Source organism: Paracoccus sp. DMF-8 (assembly GCF_029309835.1).
Lineage (GTDB): Bacteria > Pseudomonadota > Alphaproteobacteria > Rhodobacterales > Rhodobacteraceae > Paracoccus.
In genome coordinates this window covers 317,522-337,577 of the sequence record NZ_JARJHL010000011.1, presented here as the reverse complement: position 1 = coordinate 337,577, position 20,056 = coordinate 317,522, and the positions used below count along the sequence as shown (strand labels likewise).

Below are 20,056 nucleotides of genomic sequence, written 5' to 3'. Positions count from 1 at the left end.
CCATGTCTTTGACCGCGCTGCTTCTGGGCGCGGTCGCCGCGCAGGCCGAGCCGGTGATGGGATGCCGCGACGCATTCGCGCGCGGTTTCGATCCCGATGCGATTGTCGAGCCGTGGCAGGACAATTCCGCGACCTATGCCAATGGCGAAATCCGCATCGCCAAGCTGGACATGATCGAACCCGCAGGCACGCCCTATCGCCTGCTGGTGCTGATGGGGCCGCGCGACGAGGTCGGCGGGCGCCGCTGTGTCATCGTGCAGGACAGCGACGGCGATGGCTTTGCCCGGCTGGATTTCGCGGGCCGCACCTCGGCCTATGACCCCGTCACGGGCCTGACCCTGACCTTTCCCGTCGAAACCGCGATCGGCGGCGATCAAACCACCCTGCACGTCATCAGCATTGAACTGAATTCGCAGACGGGCGATGTGTCCTCTGACAAGAAACCAGCGGAACGATGATCCTGGGCATCGGCACCGATCTGGCGAATATCGAACGGATTCAGGGCACGCTGGACCGGTTTGGCGACCGTTTCCGCAACCGCGTCTTTACCGAAACCGAATTGCGCAAGGCCGCCGCCCGCAAGGATGAGGCGGGGACGCTGGCCAAGCGTTGGGCCGCGAAAGAGGCCTGTTCCAAGGCGCTTGGCACCGGGCTGGCCATGGGGATTTCATGGCGCGACATGGCGGTGACGAACCTTGCGACCGGCCAGCCCGTCATGGCGCTGACCGGATGGGCGGCCGAGCGGCTGGCCGCGATGACCCCCGCAGGCCATCATGCCGTCGTCCATGTCACCCTGACCGACGACCACCCCCGGGCGCAGGCATTCGTGGTGATCGAGGCGCGGCCGGGTCCAGCCCCAAGCCCCGCAAATCCCGGCTGACCGCCCGAAACCATCCCGGAACCACCCGTCACGCCTGCTTGCATGGCGCAAGCCCGCGCTTGACTTTCCCCCATCGCGGGGACCATGAACGCCCGAAGCTTTACCACGGGACACAGGCAGAACATGGCCGACAAGACCGCACGCAAGGAAAATGGCCTTTGGGAGACCGTCAAGACGATCTTCTGGGCGCTGATCATCGCCGGGATCTTTCGGACGCTGTTCTTTCAACCCTTCTGGATCCCTTCGGGGTCGATGAAGGACACGCTGCTGATCGGTGATTTCCTGTTCGTGAACAAGATGGCCTATGGCTATTCGGCGGTCTCCTGCCCGTTTTCGATCTGCCCGATTTCGGGGCGGATTCTGGAACGCGAACCGGAACGCGGCGATGTCGTGGTGTTCCGCCACCCGACCAAGGATGTCGATTTCATCAAGCGCCTGATCGGCATGCCCGGCGACCGCATCCAGATGCAAAACGGCATCGTCATCATCAACGGAACGCCCGTCCCGCAGGAACCGAACGGCTTTTTCACCGAACCCAAGGAACCGCAGGGTCCGGGCCAGCAACTGCCCTCCTGTTCCAACGATCCGGTCCCGCAGGGCGGCGAATGCCGGGTCGAGCGGGCGACGGAAACCCTGCCGAACGGCGTCAGGCATGACGTGCTGAACATCACCAATGCCGCCTATGCCGACAACACCCCGGAATTCACGGTGCCCGAAGGTCAGTATTTCTTCATGGGCGACAACCGCGACAATTCCGAAGATTCGCGTTTCCCCCCACAGATCGGCGGTCTGGGTTACGTTCCGAAAGAATATCTGATCGGTCGCGCTGACCTGATCCTGTTTTCCTCTGCCGGGAAATCCCTGCTATACTTCTGGACATGGCGTCCCGACCGCTTCCTCAAGAGCGTGCATTGAAACTGTCCGAGGATATCCGCGCCTTTTCGGCAAGGCTTGGGCATGACTTCGCACGGCCCGAACTGCTCAGCCGGGCGCTGACGCATGGCTCGGTCGCCAGCGCGACCCGGCCCGACAACCAGCGGCTGGAGTTTCTGGGCGACCGCGTTCTGGGCCTGACCATGGCCGAGGCGCTGGTGCTGGCCGACCGCAAGGCGACCGAAGGGCACCTTGCACCCAGCTACAACGCGCTGGTGCGCGGCGAAACCTGCGCCGCCGTCGCGCGCGAAATCGGTCTGGGCGATGTCTTGAAACTGGGCCGGTCGGAAATGATTTCCGGCGGCCGCCGCAGGAAGCCCTGCTCGCGGACGCGATGGAGGCGGTTCTGGCCGCGATCTATCTGGACGCCGGTTTCGATGCGGCCAAGGCGGTGGTGCTGCGGCTGTGGGCCTCGCGTCTGGCGACGGTCGATCAGGACAGCCGCGACGCGAAAACCGCCTTGCAGGAATGGGCGCAGGCGCAGGGCATGACGCCGCCGCGCTATGTCCAGACCGACCGCAGCGGTCCCGACCACGCCCCGAATTCGAAATCCGCGTCGAACTGGACGATGGCCGCGCCGCATCCGCACGCGGCACCGGAACGAAACGCAGCATAGAACAGCTTGCCGCGCAGGCCCTGCTTGAACAGATCGAGGTCCAGCCATGAGTGAGCCCGACATGAATGACACCCCGACCCGCGCCGGTTTCGTCGCCCTGATCGGCGAACCCAATGCCGGAAAATCGACGCTGCTGAACCGCATGGTCGGGGCCAAGGTCTCGATCGTGACGCATAAGGTCCAGACCACCCGCGCCCGCATTCGCGGCATCGCGGTGCATGGTGCGGCGCAGATCGTCTTTGTCGATACGCCCGGCATCTTCCGCCCGCGCCGCCGTCTGGACCGGTCCATGGTCAAGGCCGCCTGGGGCGGCGCCGCCGATGCCGATGTCATCTTGCTGCTGGTCGAGGCGCATCGCGGCCTGACCGATGGCACGCAGGCGATCATCGACCAACTGGTCGCGCAGAACGTCAAGACGCCGGTCGCGCTGGTCATCAACAAGATCGACCGGGTCAAGGCGGAAAACCTGCTGGCCCTGACCCAGCAGATGAACGAGGCCTATGGTTTCACCCGCAGCTTCATGATTTCCGCCGAAAAGGGCTATGGCTGCGACGATCTGCTGGACTGGCTGGCCGACAACCTGCCCGAACACGACTGGCTTTACCCCGAGGATCAGGTCGCCGATCTGCCGATGCGCGTGATCGCCGCCGAAATCACCCGCGAAAAGCTGACCCTGCGCCTGCACGAGGAAATCCCCTATCAACTGACCGTCGAAACCGAAAAATGGGAAGAACGCAAGGACGGTTCTGCCCGGATCGACCAGATCATCTATGTCGCCCGCCCCGGTCACAAGGGCATCGTTCTGGGCAAGGGCGGCGAGACGATCAAGGCGATCAGCCAGGCCGCGCGCGAGGAACTGGCCGAATTCATGGGCCGCCCGGCGCATCTGTTCCTGCAGGTCAAGGTCCGCGAAAACTGGCTGGACGAGGCCGAACGCTATGACGAAATGGGCCTGAATTTCCGCGATGGCGATGGCTGAGGCGCGGCTTGCGACGGGGATCTGGGTTTCCGCCTATCTGACGCGGCTCGGGCTGGCCGATATCCCGGCCTATGTCACCCGCCACGGCGACGACAATGCAGGCGCGGTCATGGTCAAATGCGCGATGCTGGACGGTCAGGCCGGGCTTTGGGCGCGGGAATGGGATCTGGACAGCGACCGGCGCCGGTGGGTGCCGCTGAAACAGGCGCCAGAGCGCGACATCGACGCCGAAATCGCCCGCCATTCGGCCCGCGACCCGGATCTTTGGGTCATCGAAATCGAAAGCCGCGACGGGCGGACGCTGCTGGATCAGGACGGAGCTGGCCTGAGGCCGCAGCGCGCGCCCCGCCGAAGCCTTGATTTTTCAGGCTGAAACCACCAAATATAGCGTCTCTCCCGTGACATTCCCGTATCACGACACTATAAATGCCGCACGCAAGGCAGGATGATTTTCGCATGAGCGCAGACAACCCGACACCCGCCGAATATGGCGCGGATTCCATCAAGGTTCTCAAGGGCCTGGAGGCGGTTCGCAAACGTCCGGGCATGTATATCGGCGACACCGACGACGGGTCGGGCCTGCATCACATGGTCTATGAGGTCGTGGACAACGGCATCGACGAGGCGCTGGCCGGTCATGCCGATTACGTTCAGGTGAAAATCCACGCCGACAGCAGCGTTTCGGTGCGCGACAACGGGCGCGGCATCCCGGTCGATCTGCACCCGACCGAAGGCGTTTCTGCGGCCGAGGTCATCATGACCCAACTGCACGCGGGCGGGAAATTCGACAGCAACAGCTATAAGGTCTCGGGCGGTCTGCACGGGGTCGGGGTGTCCGTCGTGAACGCCCTGTCCGACTGGCTGGAACTGCGCATCTGGCGCAATGGCAAGGAACATTACGCCCGTTTCGAACATGGCGATACGGTCGAACATCTGCGCGTCGTGGGCGACGCCGCGCCCGGCGAAACCGGGACCGAGGTGCGCTTTCTGGCCTCCAGCAAGGAAGACAGCCCTGACGGGACGTTTTCCGACCGCGAATTCAAATATACCACGCTGGAAAACCGCCTGCGTGAACTGGCATTCCTGAATTCGGGCGTCCGCATCATTCTGGAAGACGAACGCCACGCCGAAGAGCACAAGACCGAACTGCATTACGAAGGCGGCGTCCGCGAATTCGTCAAATACATCGACCGCTCCAAGACGGCGGTGATGCCGGAACCGATCTTCATCACCGGCGAAAAGAACGGGATCGGGGTCGAGGTCGCGATGTGGTGGAACGACAGCTACCACGAAACCGTGCTGCCCTTTACCAACAACATCCCTCAGCGCGACGGCGGCACCCATCTGGCCGGTTTCCGTGGTGCGCTGACCCGCGTGATCAACAGCTACGCCCAGACCAGCGGCATCGCGAAACGCGAAAAGGTCGATTTCACCGGCGACGACGCCCGCGAGGGTCTGACCTGCGTGCTGTCGGTCAAGGTGCCCGACCCGAAATTCTCCAGCCAGACCAAAGACAAGCTGGTGTCCAGCGAGGTGCGCCCGGCGGTCGAAAGCCTGGTCAACGAAAAGCTGGCCGAGTGGTTCGAGGAAAACCCGAACGAGGCGAAATCCATCGTCGGCAAGATCATCGAGGCCGCTTTGGCCCGCGAAGCCGCCCGCAAGGCCCGCGAACTGACCCGCCGCAAAACGGCGATGGATGTCGCATCCCTGCCCGGCAAGCTGGCCGATTGTCAGGAAAAGGACCCGCCCTGTCCGAAATCTTCATCGTCGAGGTGACCTCGGCCGGTGGTTCGGCGAAACAGGGGCGCTCGCGCCAGAATCAGGGCGGTCCTGCCCCTGCGCCGGGAAAATCCTGAACGTCGAACGCGCGCGTTTCGACCGGATGCTGTCGTCGGACATGATCGGCACGCTGATCACCGCGCTTGGCACCGGGATCGGGCGCGACGAATTCAATCTGGACAAGCTGCGCTGCAGCAAGATCGTCATCATGACCGATGCCGACGTGGACGGCGCGCCATATCCGCACGCTGCTGCTGACCTTCTTCTTCCGCCAGATGCCGCAGCTGATCGAGGCCGGGCACCTGTATATCGCCCAACCGCCGCTGTACAAGGTCGCGCGTGGCCGGTCCGAAGTCTATCTGAAGGACGAGGCCGCACTGGAAGATTACCTGATCCAGCAGGGGGTCGAGGGCGCCAGCCTGCGCCTCGGCTCGGGCGAGGAAATCTCGGGCGCCGATCTGACCCGCGTCGTCGAAGAGGCGCGTCTGGCCCGCCGCATCCTGCGCGCCTATCCGACGCATTACCCGATCCACATCACCGAACAGGCCGCCATCGCAGGCGCCCTGCTGCCCGGTCGGGTCGAGGCGGACGCCTAGAGCGTCGCCACCGCCGTCGCCGCCCGTCTGGACCTGATCGCCGAAGAATTCGAGCGTGGCTGGACCGGACGCCCGGCGCAGGACGGGGGCATCCGCGTGTCGCGCGTGCTGCGCGGCGTCGGGGAATTGCGCAGTCTGGACGGCCCGATGCTGCATTCCGCCGAAAGCCGGCGCCTTGGCACGACGACGCAGTCGCTGCAGGAAATCTACGGCCAGCCCGCGCAACTGATCCGCAAGGAACGCGAAGTCCCGATCCACGGCCCCATCAGCCTGCTGTCGGCGATCTTTCTGGAAGGGGAAAAGGGCCTGTCGCTGCAACGCTACAAGGGTCTGGGCGAAATGAACCCCGACCAGCTTTGGGAAACCACGCTGGACCCGGTCGCGCGCACCATGCTGCAGGTGCAGATCGATGATGTCAGCGATGCCGACGACATTTTCACCAAGCTGATGGGCGATGTCGTCGAACCCCGGCGCGAATTCATCCAGCAAAACGCCCTGAGCGTTGAAAATCTGGATATATAGTTCAAATTTCAGTGAATTTTCTGTCCGCATGGCAACGGTTTTTCAGGGAAAACCCGATCCATATGGGTTTGTTGCACAGATGCCGCGCTTTTCCGCAAAACCACCCGCGCGCAGCGGCGCGCGCCTTGTCCGCGGGGGATAGCTGCCCTAAGTTCCTGACCAACAGACAACCAACCGTCAATGCCCGCCCCCAATTCAGGCGCCGCATGATCGCCGGAGATTATAATATGACCATTCGCAGCTTCGTGAAATCCACCGTCGCCGCCGCTCCCCTGTCGATCGCTCTTGGCGTTGCGGCACATGCCGGTGGCTTCATCGCCCCCGTCGTCGAACCCGCCGTTTCGCCCATCGTCGAAACCGCGCCGGTCGGCAACTGGGCGGGCGCCTATGCCGGTGCGACGCTTGGCTATGCCTTCGGTGGTGAAGACCGCATCGGTCTGGCTCAGGGCGAGGGTGCCGTCACCAATTACGACAAGCTGGACCTCAGCGGCGTGAACGGCGGCCTGCGCATCGGTTACCGCTGGCAGAAAGACAACTGGGTCTTTGGTCCGGAACTGGGCTATGAGGCGGGCAATATCGAAGATTCCTTCTCGAATGACGGCGGCGTCAGCGCGAAGTCCAAGATCAAGAACATCGTCGGCCTGCGCTTCAAAACCGGCTACGCCGTCACGCCCGACACGTTGGTCTATGGTATCATCGGTGCAGCCCGCGCCAAGGTCGATTACGAAGTCACCGGCGCCAGCGTTCCCGGCACCGCCGCGATCAACGACAGCATCTCGCGCAGCGGCTATATCGTCGGTCTGGGCGCTGAAAAGCAACTGACCGAACGCGTGTCGATCACCGGCGAATATGAATACGCGAACTTCGGCAAGGAAACGGTGTCCGACGCCGGCGGGATCCAGACCGAAGCGACCGCGAAATACAACAACGTAAAACTGGGCGTGAACTTCCGCTTCTGATCGAAGCCGAAGGTTTGGGATCAGGGGCCGCGTCAGCGGCCCTTTTTCGTTGCGCGATACGGCCCAAGCGGCACCGGCAGGACCTGACCGGGACGGGCGTGATCGCTGTGGGCATGGGTGATCAGCCCGCGCGCCACAGACCGCAGCGGGTCGATGTGGACATCCCCCGCCGGACAGTAAAGCCCCGCTTCGGTCTAAAAAAGGATGGTATCGGGGCGCATGCCCCAGATATTACCCCACGCGCCGCGTTTTTCAGCCGCTCCGTTTATGTTCCGGGCATTCTTCCAGCCACCGCCGGCGATATTCGCGCAGCAGCCCGGCGCGGCGCGGGCGGAAACTGCTGCCGCCAGGGCTGGCGCAGATGATGCGGTGGACGTGGAACAGGCGGAAATCCTGGCGCATCCGGCAATGGGCCAGCAGCATCAGCGACTGGTCGGAATAGCTGAGCGCAAGCGGCCAGATCTCGCGCTGCGTCACCCGATCCTGCAAGTCGCGATAGGTCATCACCACAGATGTTTCATCCCAGCAGGCGGCACGCAGCATGTCCATGTCGATCACAGGGCGGGCGCGCTGGCGGGTTTCGCGGAAACTGCGCATCACGGCATGCAGCGCCTGCTGGCTTTGGCGTTCGGGCAGGGTCGCGATGATGCGCGCCATCGCCGCCTCTCCGGCGCGGGACAGATCGCCATCGCCCATATGGCGCAGCTCGGCCACGGCCAGCAGCAGCGCCTCGATCTCCAGACGCGAGAAGCTTTGCGGCGGCAGGGCGCTGTCTTCGGTCAGGGTGTAGCCGACGCCCGCCGCGCCGTCGATCAGGGCGCCACCGGCGCGCAGGGTGGCGATGTCGCGGTAAAGCTGGCGCAGGCTGACCCCGGTTTCATCTGCCAGGCGCGCGGCGGTGACCGGCGCGGGCAGGCGGCGCAGGCATTCCATCAGGCGCATCAGGCGGTCGGTGCGGGCCATATCCTCTGCCATGTCTCCTCCTGCCGGAAACTGTCAGCAGCGGGGTGCATACTGACCCCATCAGAAACAGCAGACAATCATGCCTGACAGTTTATCATGCGCCGAACAGCCGTTCCTCGACCGTGGTGCAATTGCTGCGCGAAATGGGCATCGCGAACCGCGTCGATATCCGCAACGTCTCGATCCGGCGGATGGGTGGTGCGGGTGCGGTGGATCCCGCGAACCCCCATCCCGAAGGCAAGGTGCCCTATCTGGTCGATGGCGATACGCAGGTCCGGGAAAGGGGGGCGATCATCCTGTATCTGACCGATCTTTTCCCCGAAAGCGACTTGGGCCGCCCCGTCGGGCATCCGCAACGCGGCGCCTATCTGTCATGGCTGTTTTACTATCAGGGCGTGGTCGAGGCGGTGGTGGCGATCCGCTTTGCCGGGGTGGAAAGCCCCGTTTTCCACGACAGTTTCCGCGATTACGCGACCATGCTGACCCGCATCGACGAGGCGCTGCAGGACCGGCCGTGGCTGCTTGGCGACAGCCCCTGTGCCGCCGATCTGCTGATCGGGGGGCCGTTTGCGACATTCGCGGACATGCTGCCGCCGATGCCGCCCGCGATGGCGGCATGGGTCGATCGCTACCGCGAACTGCCCTCGACCCGCCGGATGGACGCCGAGGATGCGGCGGGCTGAGCGGGCAGTTTCGACCGCTGCACCATCAGGATCCCCGCCGCGATGATCAGCGCGCCCGCCGCATCGGTAAAGCCAAAGCGTTCGCCCAGCACGATGGCGGCGACAAGGACACCGAAAAAGGGCGACAGGAAATGATAGGTCGCGGCGCGGACGGCGCCGATGCGGTTGACCAGCAGAAACCAGATCCAGGTCGCGGCGATCCCCGGCGCGACTACCGTATAGACAAAGGCGTAAAGCAGCGTCCAGCTATAGGCGACGGGCTGGCCCCATTCCATCAGCGCGGCGGGCAAGGCCAGCGACAGCGAACCGACCGCCATCTGCAGGCCGACGATCATCATCATGTTGCGGCTGCCGCTGGCGCCCCGCGCGCTCAGCGTGGCGATGGCCAGCGCGACCGCGGCCAGCAGGCACAGGATCGTGCCGGGAATGCTCAGCCCGTGCTGCAGCCGCACTCCCATGATCAGCGCGACGCCCAGCACCCCGACCAGCAGCCCGACAAAGGCCATCGGCCGCAGCCGGTCGCCAAGCGCGGCCCAGCCCAGAAAGGCCACGATCAGCGGCATCATCGAAGCGATGATCGAGGCGGCAGAGGCCTCGACCCATTGCATGGCGACCCAGTTCAGCCCCAGATACAGCGCGTTCTGGCAGATCCCGAACAGGACGACCGCGCGCCATTCGGCGCGGCTCAGCCGAAAGCTCTGGCCCATCGCCAGCGCCAGCCCGATCGCCAGCGCCGCCGACAGCGCAAAGCGCAGGGTCAGCGCGGTCAGCGGCGGCGCGGCGGTGACGATGATGCGCGTCGTCGTAAAGGCCGAGGCCCAGACAAAGGCGAAGGTCACGCCCATGATGACCGAACGAAGATCCATGCTGTTCCTGCCGAAATGCTGCCTGCGACAGACCCCCTGCCGCAGATCCCTGTTGCTGGCACAGCAGGGGGACAAGGGCAAGGCGTCGGATGTTTCGGCCGGGGTGGTCCTGTCAGGGGCGGTTCGCGGCGATGAAATCGGTGATCGCGGGCAGCAGCAGCGGATCGGGGGGCAGCGCGGGATTGCCATAGGTCGCAAAGGGCTGTCCCGGAATGTCCAGTTTCAGCATATGGGTCGCCTGCGGCAGCAGGACCAGTTGCGCCTGCGGCATGGCATCGGCCAGTTTCTGCGCATCCTGCGGCGTGACCTGAAAATCGCGCGCGCCCTGCAGGATCAGGACCGGGCCATGCCATTCGGCCGCAACCCCGGCGGGGTCATATTGGAACAGCCCGACCATGTAATCCTGCAACCCCGGCGCAAAGATCGTCCGCAGCGCCGGAGAGATGTCCTGCACCGGGCGGGTCCGGCCATCCTCCAGATCGGCGACGATATCGCGCAATTCGGGCATCAGCCGGGTCATCGCGGGCAGGTTGTCCATCTGCCGGATCATCAACTGCCCGATGGGCTGGCCCGGCGTCGCCAGCAGGATGACGCCGCACAGCCCTGCAGGCGGATCCTGCGCCGCGACCAGCGCGACCAACCCGCCTTCGGAATGACCGGCCAGCCAGACGCAGGGCGCCAGATCGCGCGCCTTTTCGACCCAGCCCCGCATGTCCTGCGCGTAATTCGCGATGTTGATATCCGCAGGTTCGGCCGAGGCTGCGGCGCTGGCGCCAAAGCCGCGCTTGTCCACCCGGATCGAGGCAATGCCCCGTTCGGCCAGCCCCTCGGCCATCTGGCGATACAGGTCGGACACGATCCCCACCGCCGGGCCGTTGCCGTCGCGGTCGATGGGGCCAGAGCCCGGAATGATGACGACGACGTCACGGCTGCCCGCGACCGCGATGGCTTCGGCCATCAGGGGACCTGCCGGGCCGGGGATGTTGATTTCCTGCGCCTGAACGGCGCCCAGCCCCAGAAACAGGCCGGTCAGGGCGCCCAACCCGTGTTTCGGAATGCCCCTGAATGGGTTGAAGCCGCTGCTCATCTGTGTTCCCCGGATTTTGCGTCTCATTAACGGGCGAAACGGTGCGGGCGCAACCATGCCGCTGCATCGGCCCCGTCCGAGGATGCAAAAGACGCCATCAATTTTCAGACGCTGAACAGTCGGTCGATTCCCAAAGACACGCGGGACGCGGCGCCGGCCCGCGAAACAACCCAAAGGCGAAACGGACAGCCATCGCCGGCATGAAAAAGGGCCGCGCACAAGGCGCGACCCTGAAAATTCCGGTTTGCCAAGCCCCGGAGCCCGGATCAGGCGTTGACGCTGTCTTTCAGCGCCTTGGCGATGGTGACCTTGACGACCTTGTCAGCCGGTTTGGTCATCATTTCCTGGGTTTGCGGATTGCGGACCTGACGCTCGGGACGCGCACGGCAGGCGACTTTGCCGATGCCGGGGATCGTCACGGCACCGCCTTCGGCGACGACACGGGTCACGACAGACGAAATCGCATCCAGCGCCGCGGTCGCGGTTTTCTTGTCGCTGCCCATTTCGTCGGCCAGAGTTGCGACAAGCTGGGTTTTCGTCATCGGTTTGCTGTTGGCCACGGCCATCTCTGTCTCCTCGTTGTCCCCTTGGTGGGAAATGTTGGGCGCCACCTTGGCGGCACTGCGCCCGCTACACAAGGTTTTTATGCAATTTTCAAGCGTTTTCCCGCGTCAAACCTGAACGAACAGGTGCGCCACGGCCAATAGGCGCCGATCCGGCGCTAAAGAAAGGCCGTTTCGTTGAAACTGCGCAGTTTGCGGGAGTGAATCCGCTCGAGCGGCGTCGCGCGCAGCTTTTCCATGGCGCGGATGCCGATCAGCAGATGGTTTGCGACCTGGCTGCGATAAAAGGCGGTGGCCATGCCCGGCAGTTTCAGTTCCCCGTGCAAGGGCTTGTCCGACACGCACAGCAGCGTCCCATAGGGCACCCGGAAACGAAAGCCGTTGGCGGCGATGGTCGCGCTTTCCATGTCCAGCGCAACCGCCCGCGATTGCGACAGCCGCTGCACCGGGCCGGAATTGTCGCGCAACTCCCAGTTGCGGTTGTCGATGGTGGCGACGGTGCCGGTGCGCATGATCCGCTTCAGCTCATAGCCTTCCAGTTGGGTGACTTCGGCGACGGCTTCCTGCAGGGCGACCTGCACCTCGGCCAGCGCGGGGATCGGCACCCAGACCGGCAGGTCGTCGTCCAGGACGTGATCTTCGCGCAGATAGGCATGGGCCAGGACGAAATCGCCAAGCTGCTGGCTGTTGCGCAGCCCCGCGCAATGGCCGACCATCAGCCAGGCATGGGGGCGCAGAACGGCGATGTGGTCGGTTGCGGTTTTCGCATTCGACGGGCCGACCCCGATATTGACCAGCGTGATCCCGTCATGGCCCGGCCGTTTCAGGTGATAGGCGGGCATCTGCGGCGTCTTGGCGCCCGTCGCCAGCAGTTCCTGCGGGTCGCGGACGATGCTGTTTCCGGGGCCGACGAATTCGGTATAGCCGGAATCCGGATCGGCCAGAACGCGGCGGGCAAAGGCCTCGAACTCATCGACATAGAACTGGTAATTCGTGAACATCACGAAATTCTGGAAATGCTCGGGCGAGGTCGCGGTGTAATGTTCCAGCCGGGCCAGCGAATAATCGACGCGCTGCGCGGTAAAGGGCCCCAGTGGCTGGCTGCCATCGGCATTCGGTCCCGAGGTCCCGTTGACGATATCATCATTCGTCGTGCCAAGGTCGGGCACATCAAACACATCGCGCAGCGAATAGTTCAGCACGCCTTCCTGCGGGACGTTCAGGCTGCTGCGCGCGGCCACGGCAAAATGCACCGGCATCGGCGTGTCGCTGTCCGTCACCACGATCGGGACATTGTGGTTGCGCATCAACAACCCGATCTGTTCGACCAGATAGTCGCGAAACAGCGCCGGCCGGGTGATCGAGGTCGAATAGCTGCCCGGCAGCGCGACATGACCAAAGGCCAGCCGCAGATCCGTGCGCGAATGGCTGGATGTCGTCAGCCGCAATTCGGGATAAAAGGCGCGATAGCGCGCGGTCGGGGCTTCGCCGTCCAGCGTGCGCTGAAAATGGCTCAGCAGAAATTCCGTGGCGCGGTCGTAAAGCCGGGTCAGCCGGTCCACGGCAGCCACGGGGTCGTTGAATTGTTCGTTGCCGATGGGATCGGGGGTCTTGACCGGAAGCACCCGGTTGTCGTCGGTCATCGCGCTCTCCTGCGTTGGGCGAACTTTGCCAGCGGGCCGGGGAACTGGCAAGCGGCTGCATTCCTTCCTATGTGATGGTCAAAGACAGGAAAGCGATCCGATGCAATATTCCATCCTTGACCTCAGCCCCGTTGGCGAAGGTTTCGACATTTCCCAGGCCATCGCCTCATCCGTGAAGCTGGCGCAGGCCGCCGAGGTGGCGGGCTATCACCGCTACTGGCTGGCCGAACACCATAATATGAAAGGCATCGCCAGCGCGGCGACATCCGTTCTGATCGGCCATATTGCCGGACATACCCGGACCATGCGGATCGGCGCGGGGGGGATCATGCTGCCCAACCATTCCGCCCTGCAGATCGCCGAACAATTCGGCACGCTGGCCGCGATCCACGGGCCGCGCATCGACCTGGGGCTGGGACGGGCGCCGGGCGGCGACGGGGCGGTCATGCAGGCCCTGCGCCGCAATATGCAAAACAACGACGATTTCCCGAACAATGTCGTCGAATTGCTGGGCTATCTTGGCCCCGAACGTCCCGCTGCGGGTGTCAACGCATGGCCCGGTCAGGGCAGCGATGTGCCGGTCTGGATCCTGGGATCCTCCCTTTACGGGGCCAGTCTGGCGGCGGTTCTGGGCCTGCCCTATGCCTTTGCCAGCCATTTCGCGCCGGGCGATCTGGATCAGGCCGTGACGCTCTATCGCGAGCGTTTTCAGGAAACCCAATGGGGCACCAGGCCGCATTTCATGCTGGCCGTGAACGTCGTCGCCGCCCCCACCGATGACGAGGCGCATTTCCTGCGCACCAGCCAGCAGTTGCAATTCGCCCGGCTGCGCATGGGCAACCCCGGCCTGTTGCCGAAACCCGTCGAGGATATCGGCGTCGAGGTCCCCGAGGCCTATCAGCGCCTTGTCAATCAGGCGCTGGCGATCACGGCGGTCGGATCGCCGCAGGCCGTCGAACAGCAGTTGCGCGGTTTCATTGAAAAATATCAACCGGATGAGCTGATCCTGACCGGCAATATCCACGACCCGGACAAACGCATCCGCTCGTTCCGGATGGCGGCCGAGATCATGCGGGGCATTGCATGAGCATGGATGGGCAAAAACGCATGGTCGTGCTGGGTCACGGCTATTCGGCGGGCTGGCTGACGCCCGAACTGATCCGGCGCGGCTGGCAGGTGACGGGAACGACCCGCAACAACCTGCCGCGCGTCGCGGCCAGCGGCGCGGATGCGCTGCGCTGGCCCGGTCAGGATGACGCGGTGCGCCGCGCCATCGCACGGGCCGACGCGCTGCTGGTCACCGCCGCGCCCGACCGCCACGGCGATCCGGCGCTGATGGCCTATCGCGACGATATCGCCAGCGCCCGGCCCGCATGGATCGGCTATCTGTCCACGACCGGCGTCTATGGCGACCGTCAGGGCGATTGGGTCGATGAAGGCGACGCGCTGACGCCTTCGACCCTGCGCGGTCAGGAACGTGTCGCCGCCGAACAGGCATGGCAGCATCTGGCCCGCGAACACGGGCTGGCGCTGCATATCTTTCGGCTGGCCGGGATCTATGGGCCGGGGCGCGGGCCCTTTGCGAAACTGCGCTCGGGCACGGCGCGGCGGATCGTGAAACCCGGCCAGATCTTTTCGCGCATCCATGTGCAGGATATCGCGCGGGTGTTGCTGGCATCGCTGGACCGCCCCAGCGCCGGCGCGGTCTATAACGTCTGCGACGACGACCCCGCCCCCCCGAGGATATCATCGCCCATGCCGCCGAAATCGCCGGCCTGCCCCTGCCCCCGCTGGAGGATTTCGCCACGGCAGAGATGACCCCCATGGCGCGCAGCTTTTATTCCGAAAGCAAGCGCGTGTCGAACTGCCGCATCCGCGACGAGTTGGGCGTGGAATTGCTGTATCCCGATTACCGCGCCGGGCTGGCGGCGCTGGCGCGGGATGAAAACGGCTGAAACCGGGGTCACGCCGACATCCCACGCCGGACGACGACCCCGCCATCGCGCTTCGGCGGCTCTGCCAGCCATATATGGGTTATCTGCCTTGGCGCGCCACCGAACAACAGCCGTTCAGCATCCGCGAGGGCTGATCGCCGCCGTCCAGAATGACCGTCGCCGACAGGCCGAAATCGCGGTCGGACATGCCGTCCGAACAGAGGCCGGGCTGGACAACCGCCGTGACGCGGCCCCTGTCGTCGCCCGCGATCAGGGCGCGCATCGCGTCTTCGGCCATGCCACGGTCCAGAACGCGGCGCAGTTCCAGATCGCGGGGCTGGCCGTCGGGTTCGGCATAGCTCATCCGGCCATCGACCTCGTTCAGCGACCAGAACGGCTCTGTCCCATGGCAGCGCATCCCCGAGGGCAGCTTGCCCGGCGTCCAGTGGTGCGGTCCATCACCAGAAACCGCCCCGAGGCCCAACCTGGAAATCTCGCCCAGGCTGACCCGCGCCCATTGCCCGGTCGGGTCGAAATGCACGATCTCGACCCCTTTGGCATCGGCGGGCAGCGTGCCCAGAATCGCAGCCCTCGGCATTGGGTTCGGCGCGCAGGTTCAGCACGTCATGCGCGGCAACCCCGCTGACATCCGCGCGCGACGGCAGCAGGGCCTCGGGCGTGGTCGATGCCGGGGTCGCCAGAACGGGGGCGGCGGCCAGCACAGTTATCAGGATCAATCCGCGCAGCATCCAGAACTCTCTAACCGGCGGTGACGCCGAAAACCCTGCTGATCAGCGCCGTCGCGATAATCGCGACCACGCCCCAGATGATGACCCGCACGACCGCGCGGCCGACCGGCGCACCACCTGCCCTGGCCCCGATCATCCCAAGAGCGGCCAGCGCAAGCAAGGTCGCAACCAGCACCGTCACGATCAACATTCCGGCAGGTGCCAACACCGCGCCCATCAAGGGGATCGCCCCCGCGACCGTGAACGTCACCCCCGAAGCCAGCGCCGCGACAAAGGAGTTTGCGGCATGTATATCGGACATGCCCAGTTCGTCGCGCAAATGGGCGCCAAGCGCGTCATGTTCGGTCAGTTCGACCGCGACCAGCCGCGCGGTATCGGGCGCCAGCCCCCGCGATTCGTAGATCGAGATCAGCTCCTCCAGCTCGATATCCGGGTCGGCATGCAAGGCGCGGCGTTCGCGGTGAATATCGGCGCGCTCGATATCCGATTGCGACGAACCGGAAACATATTCCCCCGCCGCCATCGACATCGCCCCGGCGACCAGCCCCGCGATCCCCGCCACGATCACCGCCCCATGTTCCCCCGAAACCGAAGCGACGCCGACGATCAGCGACCCGATCGACACGATCCCGTCATTCGCCCCCAGCACGGCGGCGCGCAACCAGCCCGAACGGCTGATGTAATGCGGATCGTCGGGATGGGCGTCGGGGTGCGTGAATTGGGTCATGCGGCGTGGTCGGCGAACGGGGGTATCGGTAAAATAGCTATCAGCCGTGACAGCCCGGCGAAACCCGAAATTCTGCCGGGATCCCTGATCCGCGCACCAGCAGAAGCGCATTCATTCGTGCGCCGCAAAATAACCCCTTAAAAATTCGTTAAAATAGTATTGATTTCCCCAACGCAAACATAGCAATCTATGCGAGAAGGGATTTGGATCGAATCATCCTGAGAGCGTCCCTTCATCGATGGGGACACCGTCTGTATCAATCTCCGAGTTCATTTTTTGGCATCCCCAAAATTTAAGTCAATCTGCCCCGTGTTCAAGGGAGGGAATGCCGCATGCCATATATTGCCCAGGTCCCCAACGACCTGCTGACACTTGATGTCGATGCCTGGGTCATCGACACGAACTCACAACATCTGCTGAACGACTTCTTTACCGGTTCAACCGAAACCACCGGCGACATCAGCGCGACCAATCAGGGCGGCGATGGCACGATTGCCGAAACGGGCGAAACCGTCACCGTGCCGACCGCGGGGGGCGATATCACCGGCAGCTGCATCGGGCCGGTGGTGCTGTCGACGGCCAATGTCGTCGTGGGTGTTGAAGGGCTGGCAGGCATCAACGTCCAGGTGAACGACATCGAGGGTCACGCGCTGCGCGCCGGCGATGGCTCAACCTATATCGTTTCGGATCAAGAGCTTGCAGAAGATCGCCTTGGCGCCACGGTCAGCGTCAACGTGCTGGGTGAAGACATCGAACTGGTGGATGTGCCGCTGTCCGAAATCACGTCCGGTCTGGCCGATGCAATCGACGATATCGCCAGCGACCTTGGCCCCGTCCTGGGGGCGCCTTTCGCACTGATCGCAGCCACGGTGCGCGCGACCACCGATCTGGGGCAGACGGTGATCGACCGTGTCACACTGAACGTCGCCGAAGGCAATGGCACGCTGGATGTCGTCTGCTTTGCGCGCGGCACCCTGATCCAGACCGAACATGGCCCTGTCGCCGTCGAGGATCTGGTCGCGGGAATGCGGATCATGACCCGCGACCGTGGCCTGCAGACCCTGCGCTGGATCGGCGCGCGCCGCCTTGGTCCGCTGGCGCTGATGGCCAACCCCGTGCTGCGCCCGATCCGGCTTCGTGCCGGGGCGCTGGCTGCGAATATTCCCGCACAGGATCTGATCGTGTCACCGCAGCACCGCATTCTGATCAGATCGCGGGTCGCGCATCGCATGTTCGACACCGATGAGGTTCTGGTCGCGGCCAAGCAGCTTTTGCAACTGGACGGGGTCGATATCGTGCAGGATCAGGACAGCGTCGAATACTTCCACCTGCTGTTCGACCAGCACGAAATCGTCATCTCGAACGGTGCGGAAACGGAATCGCTTTACACCGGCGCGACCGCTCTGGACATGCTGTCGCAGGCCGCCCGCAACGAGATTCTGGCGATCTTCCCCGAACTGGCGGATGAGACATTTGTCCCCGAATCCGTGCGTTTCCTGACCTCGGCGCGTCAGGGCCGGAAACTGGCGGTCCGCCACCGGCAGAACGGCAAGGCGCTGGTTCAGTAACCGCGCGCCACCGCAGCCATGCCAAAATCACGCGCGGGACAACAGTTCCGCGCGTGTGTCGTCAAACGGCGCCTATGCCCTTTTGTCCGCGATCTGGGCCACGCCCAGCACATCAAGCACCCTGGCCTCGATATCGGGGGCGTTCATGCGGGCGTCGCGATACATCGCTTCGGGGCTGGCATGGTCGATGAATGTGTCGGGCAGCACCATCTGGCGGAAACGCAACCCGTGGTCGAACACGCCTGCGTCCGACAAAAGCTGTGCGACAAGGCTGCCGAAGCCACCGACCGCGCCCTCCTCGATGGTGATCAGTGCCTCATGCGTGGCGGCAAGGCGCAGGATCAGGTCGCGGTCCAGCGGTTTGGCGAAACGCGCATCGACCACGGTGGGGGTGATGCCGCGCGCGCCCAATGCCTCGCGGGCGCGCATGACCTCGGCCAGACGGGTGCCGAATGACAGGATGGCGACGCGCTTGCCCTCGGCAATGACGCGGGCCTTGCCGATTTCCGAGGGAATGCCGCGTTCGGGCATCTCGACCCCCATGCCTTCGCCGCGCGGATAGCGAAAGGCGATGGGGCCGTCGTCATGGGCGGCGGCGGTCGCGACCATATGGACCAGTTCGGCCTCATCCGCGGCGGCCATGACGACCATGCCGGGTAGGTTCGCCAGAAAGGCCACGTCATAGGCCCCGGCATGGGTCGCGCCATCGGCGCCGACCAGACCGGCGCGGTCAATGGCAAAGCGCACCGGCAGGCGCTGGATCGCGACATCATGCACGACCTGATCGTAGCCGCGTTGCAGAAAGGTCGAATACAGCGCGCAAAAGGGTTTCATGCCCCCCGCCGCCAGCCCCGCCGAAAAGGTCACGGCATGCTGTTCGGCGATACCCACGTCGAAACAGCGACGCGGAAAGCGTTCGGCGAACATATTCAACCCGGTGCCATCGGGCATGGCCGCCGTCACGGCGACGATCCTGTCATCGCGCGCCGCCTGATCCACCAGGGCGCGGGCAAAGACCGAGGTATAGCTGGGCGCGTTCGATTTCGATTTCGCCTGCGCGCCGGTCGCCACGTCGAAGCGGCCACGGGCGTGGCCCTTGTCGGCGGAATGTTCGGCCGGGGCATAGCCCTTGCCCTTTTTGGTCACGGCATGAATCAGAACCGGACCGTCGGCGCGGGCGCGCACGGTGCGCAGCAAGGGCAGCAACTGGTCCAGGTCATGCCCATCGACGGGGCCGATATAGGAAAAGCCCAGTTCCTCGAACAGGGTGCCGCCGACGGCCATGCCTTTCAGCATTTCCTTGGCGCGTTTGGCGCCTTCCTGCATCGGCGGCGGCAGCAGGCTGACGGCGCCCTTGGCGGCGGCCTTCAATTCCTGAAAGGGGCCGCCGGTGTAAAGCCGGGTCAGATAGGATGACAGCGCGCCGGTGGGCGGGGCGATCGACATTTCATTGTCGTTCAGAATGACGAACAGCCGCTTGCCCAGATGACCGGCGTTGTTCAGCGCCTCGAAGGCCATGCCCGCGCTCATGGCGCCATCGCCGATCACGGCAATCGCATCGCCCGGATCGCCGCCCAGTTCGCGCGCCATGGCAAAGCCCAAAGCCGCGCTGATCGAGGTCGAGCTATGCCCCGCCCCAAAGGGATCAAAGGCGCTTTCCGACCGCTTGGTGAAACCCGACAGCCCGTTTTCCATGCGCAGGGTGCGGATGCGGTCGCGCCGTCCGGTCAGGATCTTGTGCGGATAGCACTGATGGCCCACGTCCCAGATGATCTTGTCGCGCGGGGTGTCGAACACCGCATGCAGCGCCACGGTCAGTTCGACGACGCCCAGCCCCGCGCCCAGATGCCCGCCGGTTTCGGACACGGCGCTGATGGTTTCCGCGCGCAATTCATCGGCCAGTTGGCGCAATTCGCGATCCGTCAGCCCCTTGAGATCAGAGGGCAGGCCCACCCGGTCAAGAACGGGGGTCAGGGGACGGTTCGGCTGATCGGTCATCGGCTGGCCCT

17 protein-coding genes and 4 pseudogenes are annotated in these 20,056 nt (G+C 64.4%); 12 read left to right on the top strand and 9 right to left on the bottom strand.

The genetic code is table 11. From position 1 onward, the window contains the following. Positions 1-2 precede the first annotated feature (2 nt). The 8 genes and pseudogenes from PE067_RS13230 (at position 3) to PE067_RS13195 (ending at position 7,264) form a co-directional block, all read left to right on the top strand. On the top strand, positions 3-458 hold the full coding sequence (locus PE067_RS13230) for a hypothetical protein (RefSeq protein WP_276189934.1): 456 nt from the start codon (positions 3-5) through the stop codon (positions 456-458). Then, positions 455-880, top strand: coding sequence for a holo-ACP synthase (gene acpS / locus PE067_RS13225; protein ID WP_276189932.1), 426 nt, complete (start codon positions 455-457; stop codon positions 878-880). The genes PE067_RS13230 and acpS overlap by 4 nt, the downstream gene beginning before the upstream one ends. Before the next feature lie 123 nt (positions 881-1,003). After that, complete coding sequence (gene lepB / locus PE067_RS13220; RefSeq protein ID WP_276189930.1) at positions 1,004-1,795, top strand: signal peptidase I; 792 nt, start codon at positions 1,004-1,006, stop codon at positions 1,793-1,795. Next, positions 1,792-2,479, top strand: a pseudogene (rnc, locus tag PE067_RS13215) (ribonuclease III). Before lepB ends, rnc begins: the two are co-directional and overlap by 4 nt. Next, on the top strand, positions 2,476-3,408 hold the full coding sequence (gene era, locus PE067_RS13210) for a GTPase Era (RefSeq protein WP_276189928.1): 933 nt from the start codon (positions 2,476-2,478) through the stop codon (positions 3,406-3,408). Before rnc ends, era begins: the two are co-directional and overlap by 4 nt. Next, a complete protein-coding gene (locus tag PE067_RS13205) occupies positions 3,401-3,781 on the top strand; it encodes a DUF1491 family protein (RefSeq protein WP_276190045.1) in 381 nt (126 codons plus the stop codon). The genes era and PE067_RS13205 overlap by 8 nt, the downstream gene beginning before the upstream one ends. 83 nt (positions 3,782-3,864) lie before the next feature. Further along, a pseudogene (gyrB, locus tag PE067_RS13200) lies at positions 3,865-6,305 on the top strand (DNA topoisomerase (ATP-hydrolyzing) subunit B). 227 nt (positions 6,306-6,532) lie between these two features. Beyond that, the gene (locus PE067_RS13195; RefSeq protein ID WP_276189926.1) at positions 6,533-7,264 is read left to right on the top strand and encodes an outer membrane beta-barrel protein; all 732 of its coding nucleotides are present in this window, start codon (positions 6,533-6,535) and stop codon (positions 7,262-7,264) included. A gap of 86 nt (positions 7,265-7,350) precedes the next feature. Here PE067_RS13195 and PE067_RS13190 read toward each other — a convergent pair. After that, positions 7,351-7,485 (bottom strand): annotated as a pseudogene (locus PE067_RS13190) (DNA ligase-associated DEXH box helicase); the annotation flags it as partial. A 31-nt stretch (positions 7,486-7,516) separates the two neighbouring features. Then, complete coding sequence (locus tag PE067_RS13185; RefSeq protein ID WP_276190043.1) at positions 7,517-8,227, bottom strand: YafY family protein; 711 nt, start codon at positions 8,225-8,227, stop codon at positions 7,517-7,519. 44 nt (positions 8,228-8,271) lie between these two features. Between PE067_RS13185 and PE067_RS13180 the strand changes: the two genes are divergently transcribed. Further along, positions 8,272-8,910 (top strand): glutathione S-transferase family protein, encoded by a 639-nt coding sequence (locus PE067_RS13180; RefSeq protein WP_276189925.1) that lies wholly within the window; start codon positions 8,272-8,274, stop codon positions 8,908-8,910. Here PE067_RS13180 and PE067_RS13175 read toward each other — a convergent pair. The 4 genes from PE067_RS13175 to PE067_RS13160 form a co-directional block, all read right to left on the bottom strand. Next, positions 8,856-9,776: a DMT family transporter gene (locus PE067_RS13175; RefSeq protein WP_276189923.1), complete on the bottom strand. Its 921-nt coding sequence runs from the start codon at positions 9,774-9,776 to the stop codon at positions 8,856-8,858. The two genes, PE067_RS13180 and PE067_RS13175, sit on opposite strands and share 55 nt — an antisense overlap. 112 nt (positions 9,777-9,888) lie before the next feature. Next, complete coding sequence (locus PE067_RS13170; RefSeq protein ID WP_276189921.1) at positions 9,889-10,863, bottom strand: alpha/beta fold hydrolase; 975 nt, start codon at positions 10,861-10,863, stop codon at positions 9,889-9,891. 266 nt (positions 10,864-11,129) lie between these two features. Next, complete coding sequence (locus PE067_RS13165) at positions 11,130-11,429, bottom strand: HU family DNA-binding protein (protein ID WP_276189920.1); 300 nt, start codon at positions 11,427-11,429, stop codon at positions 11,130-11,132. 155 nt (positions 11,430-11,584) lie between these two features. Further along, the gene (locus PE067_RS13160; RefSeq protein ID WP_276189919.1) at positions 11,585-13,069 is read right to left on the bottom strand and encodes an AMP nucleosidase; all 1,485 of its coding nucleotides are present in this window, start codon (positions 13,067-13,069) and stop codon (positions 11,585-11,587) included. Positions 13,070-13,169: 100 nt separating this feature from the next. On the opposite strand from PE067_RS13160, the gene PE067_RS13155 reads away from it, so the two are divergent. Next, complete coding sequence (locus PE067_RS13155) at positions 13,170-14,156, top strand: LLM class flavin-dependent oxidoreductase (protein ID WP_276189917.1); 987 nt, start codon at positions 13,170-13,172, stop codon at positions 14,154-14,156. A gap of 2 nt (positions 14,157-14,158) precedes the next feature. Further along, positions 14,159-15,024 (top strand): annotated as a pseudogene (locus PE067_RS13150) (SDR family oxidoreductase). A gap of 79 nt (positions 15,025-15,103) precedes the next feature. Here PE067_RS13150 and PE067_RS13145 read toward each other — a convergent pair. Together PE067_RS13145 and PE067_RS13140 are read right to left on the bottom strand one after the other, a co-directional pair. Next, a complete protein-coding gene (locus tag PE067_RS13145) occupies positions 15,104-15,601 on the bottom strand; it encodes a peptide-binding protein (protein ID WP_276189914.1) in 498 nt (165 codons plus the stop codon). A 161-nt stretch (positions 15,602-15,762) separates the two neighbouring features. Then, the gene (locus tag PE067_RS13140; protein ID WP_276189911.1) at positions 15,763-16,479 is read right to left on the bottom strand and encodes a VIT family protein; all 717 of its coding nucleotides are present in this window, start codon (positions 16,477-16,479) and stop codon (positions 15,763-15,765) included. A gap of 332 nt (positions 16,480-16,811) precedes the next feature. Here PE067_RS13140 and PE067_RS13135 point away from each other — a divergent pair, with 332 nt between their 5' ends. Beyond that, entirely contained in the window at positions 16,812-18,047 is a 1,236-nt protein-coding gene (locus tag PE067_RS13135) for a Hint domain-containing protein (protein WP_276189908.1), read from the top strand. Between the two features lie 72 nt (positions 18,048-18,119). Here the strand turns inward: PE067_RS13135 and dxs are convergent, their stop codons facing one another. After that, entirely contained in the window at positions 18,120-20,045 is a 1,926-nt protein-coding gene (gene dxs / locus PE067_RS13130; protein ID WP_276189905.1) for a 1-deoxy-D-xylulose-5-phosphate synthase, read from the bottom strand. Positions 20,046-20,056 lie beyond the last annotated feature (11 nt).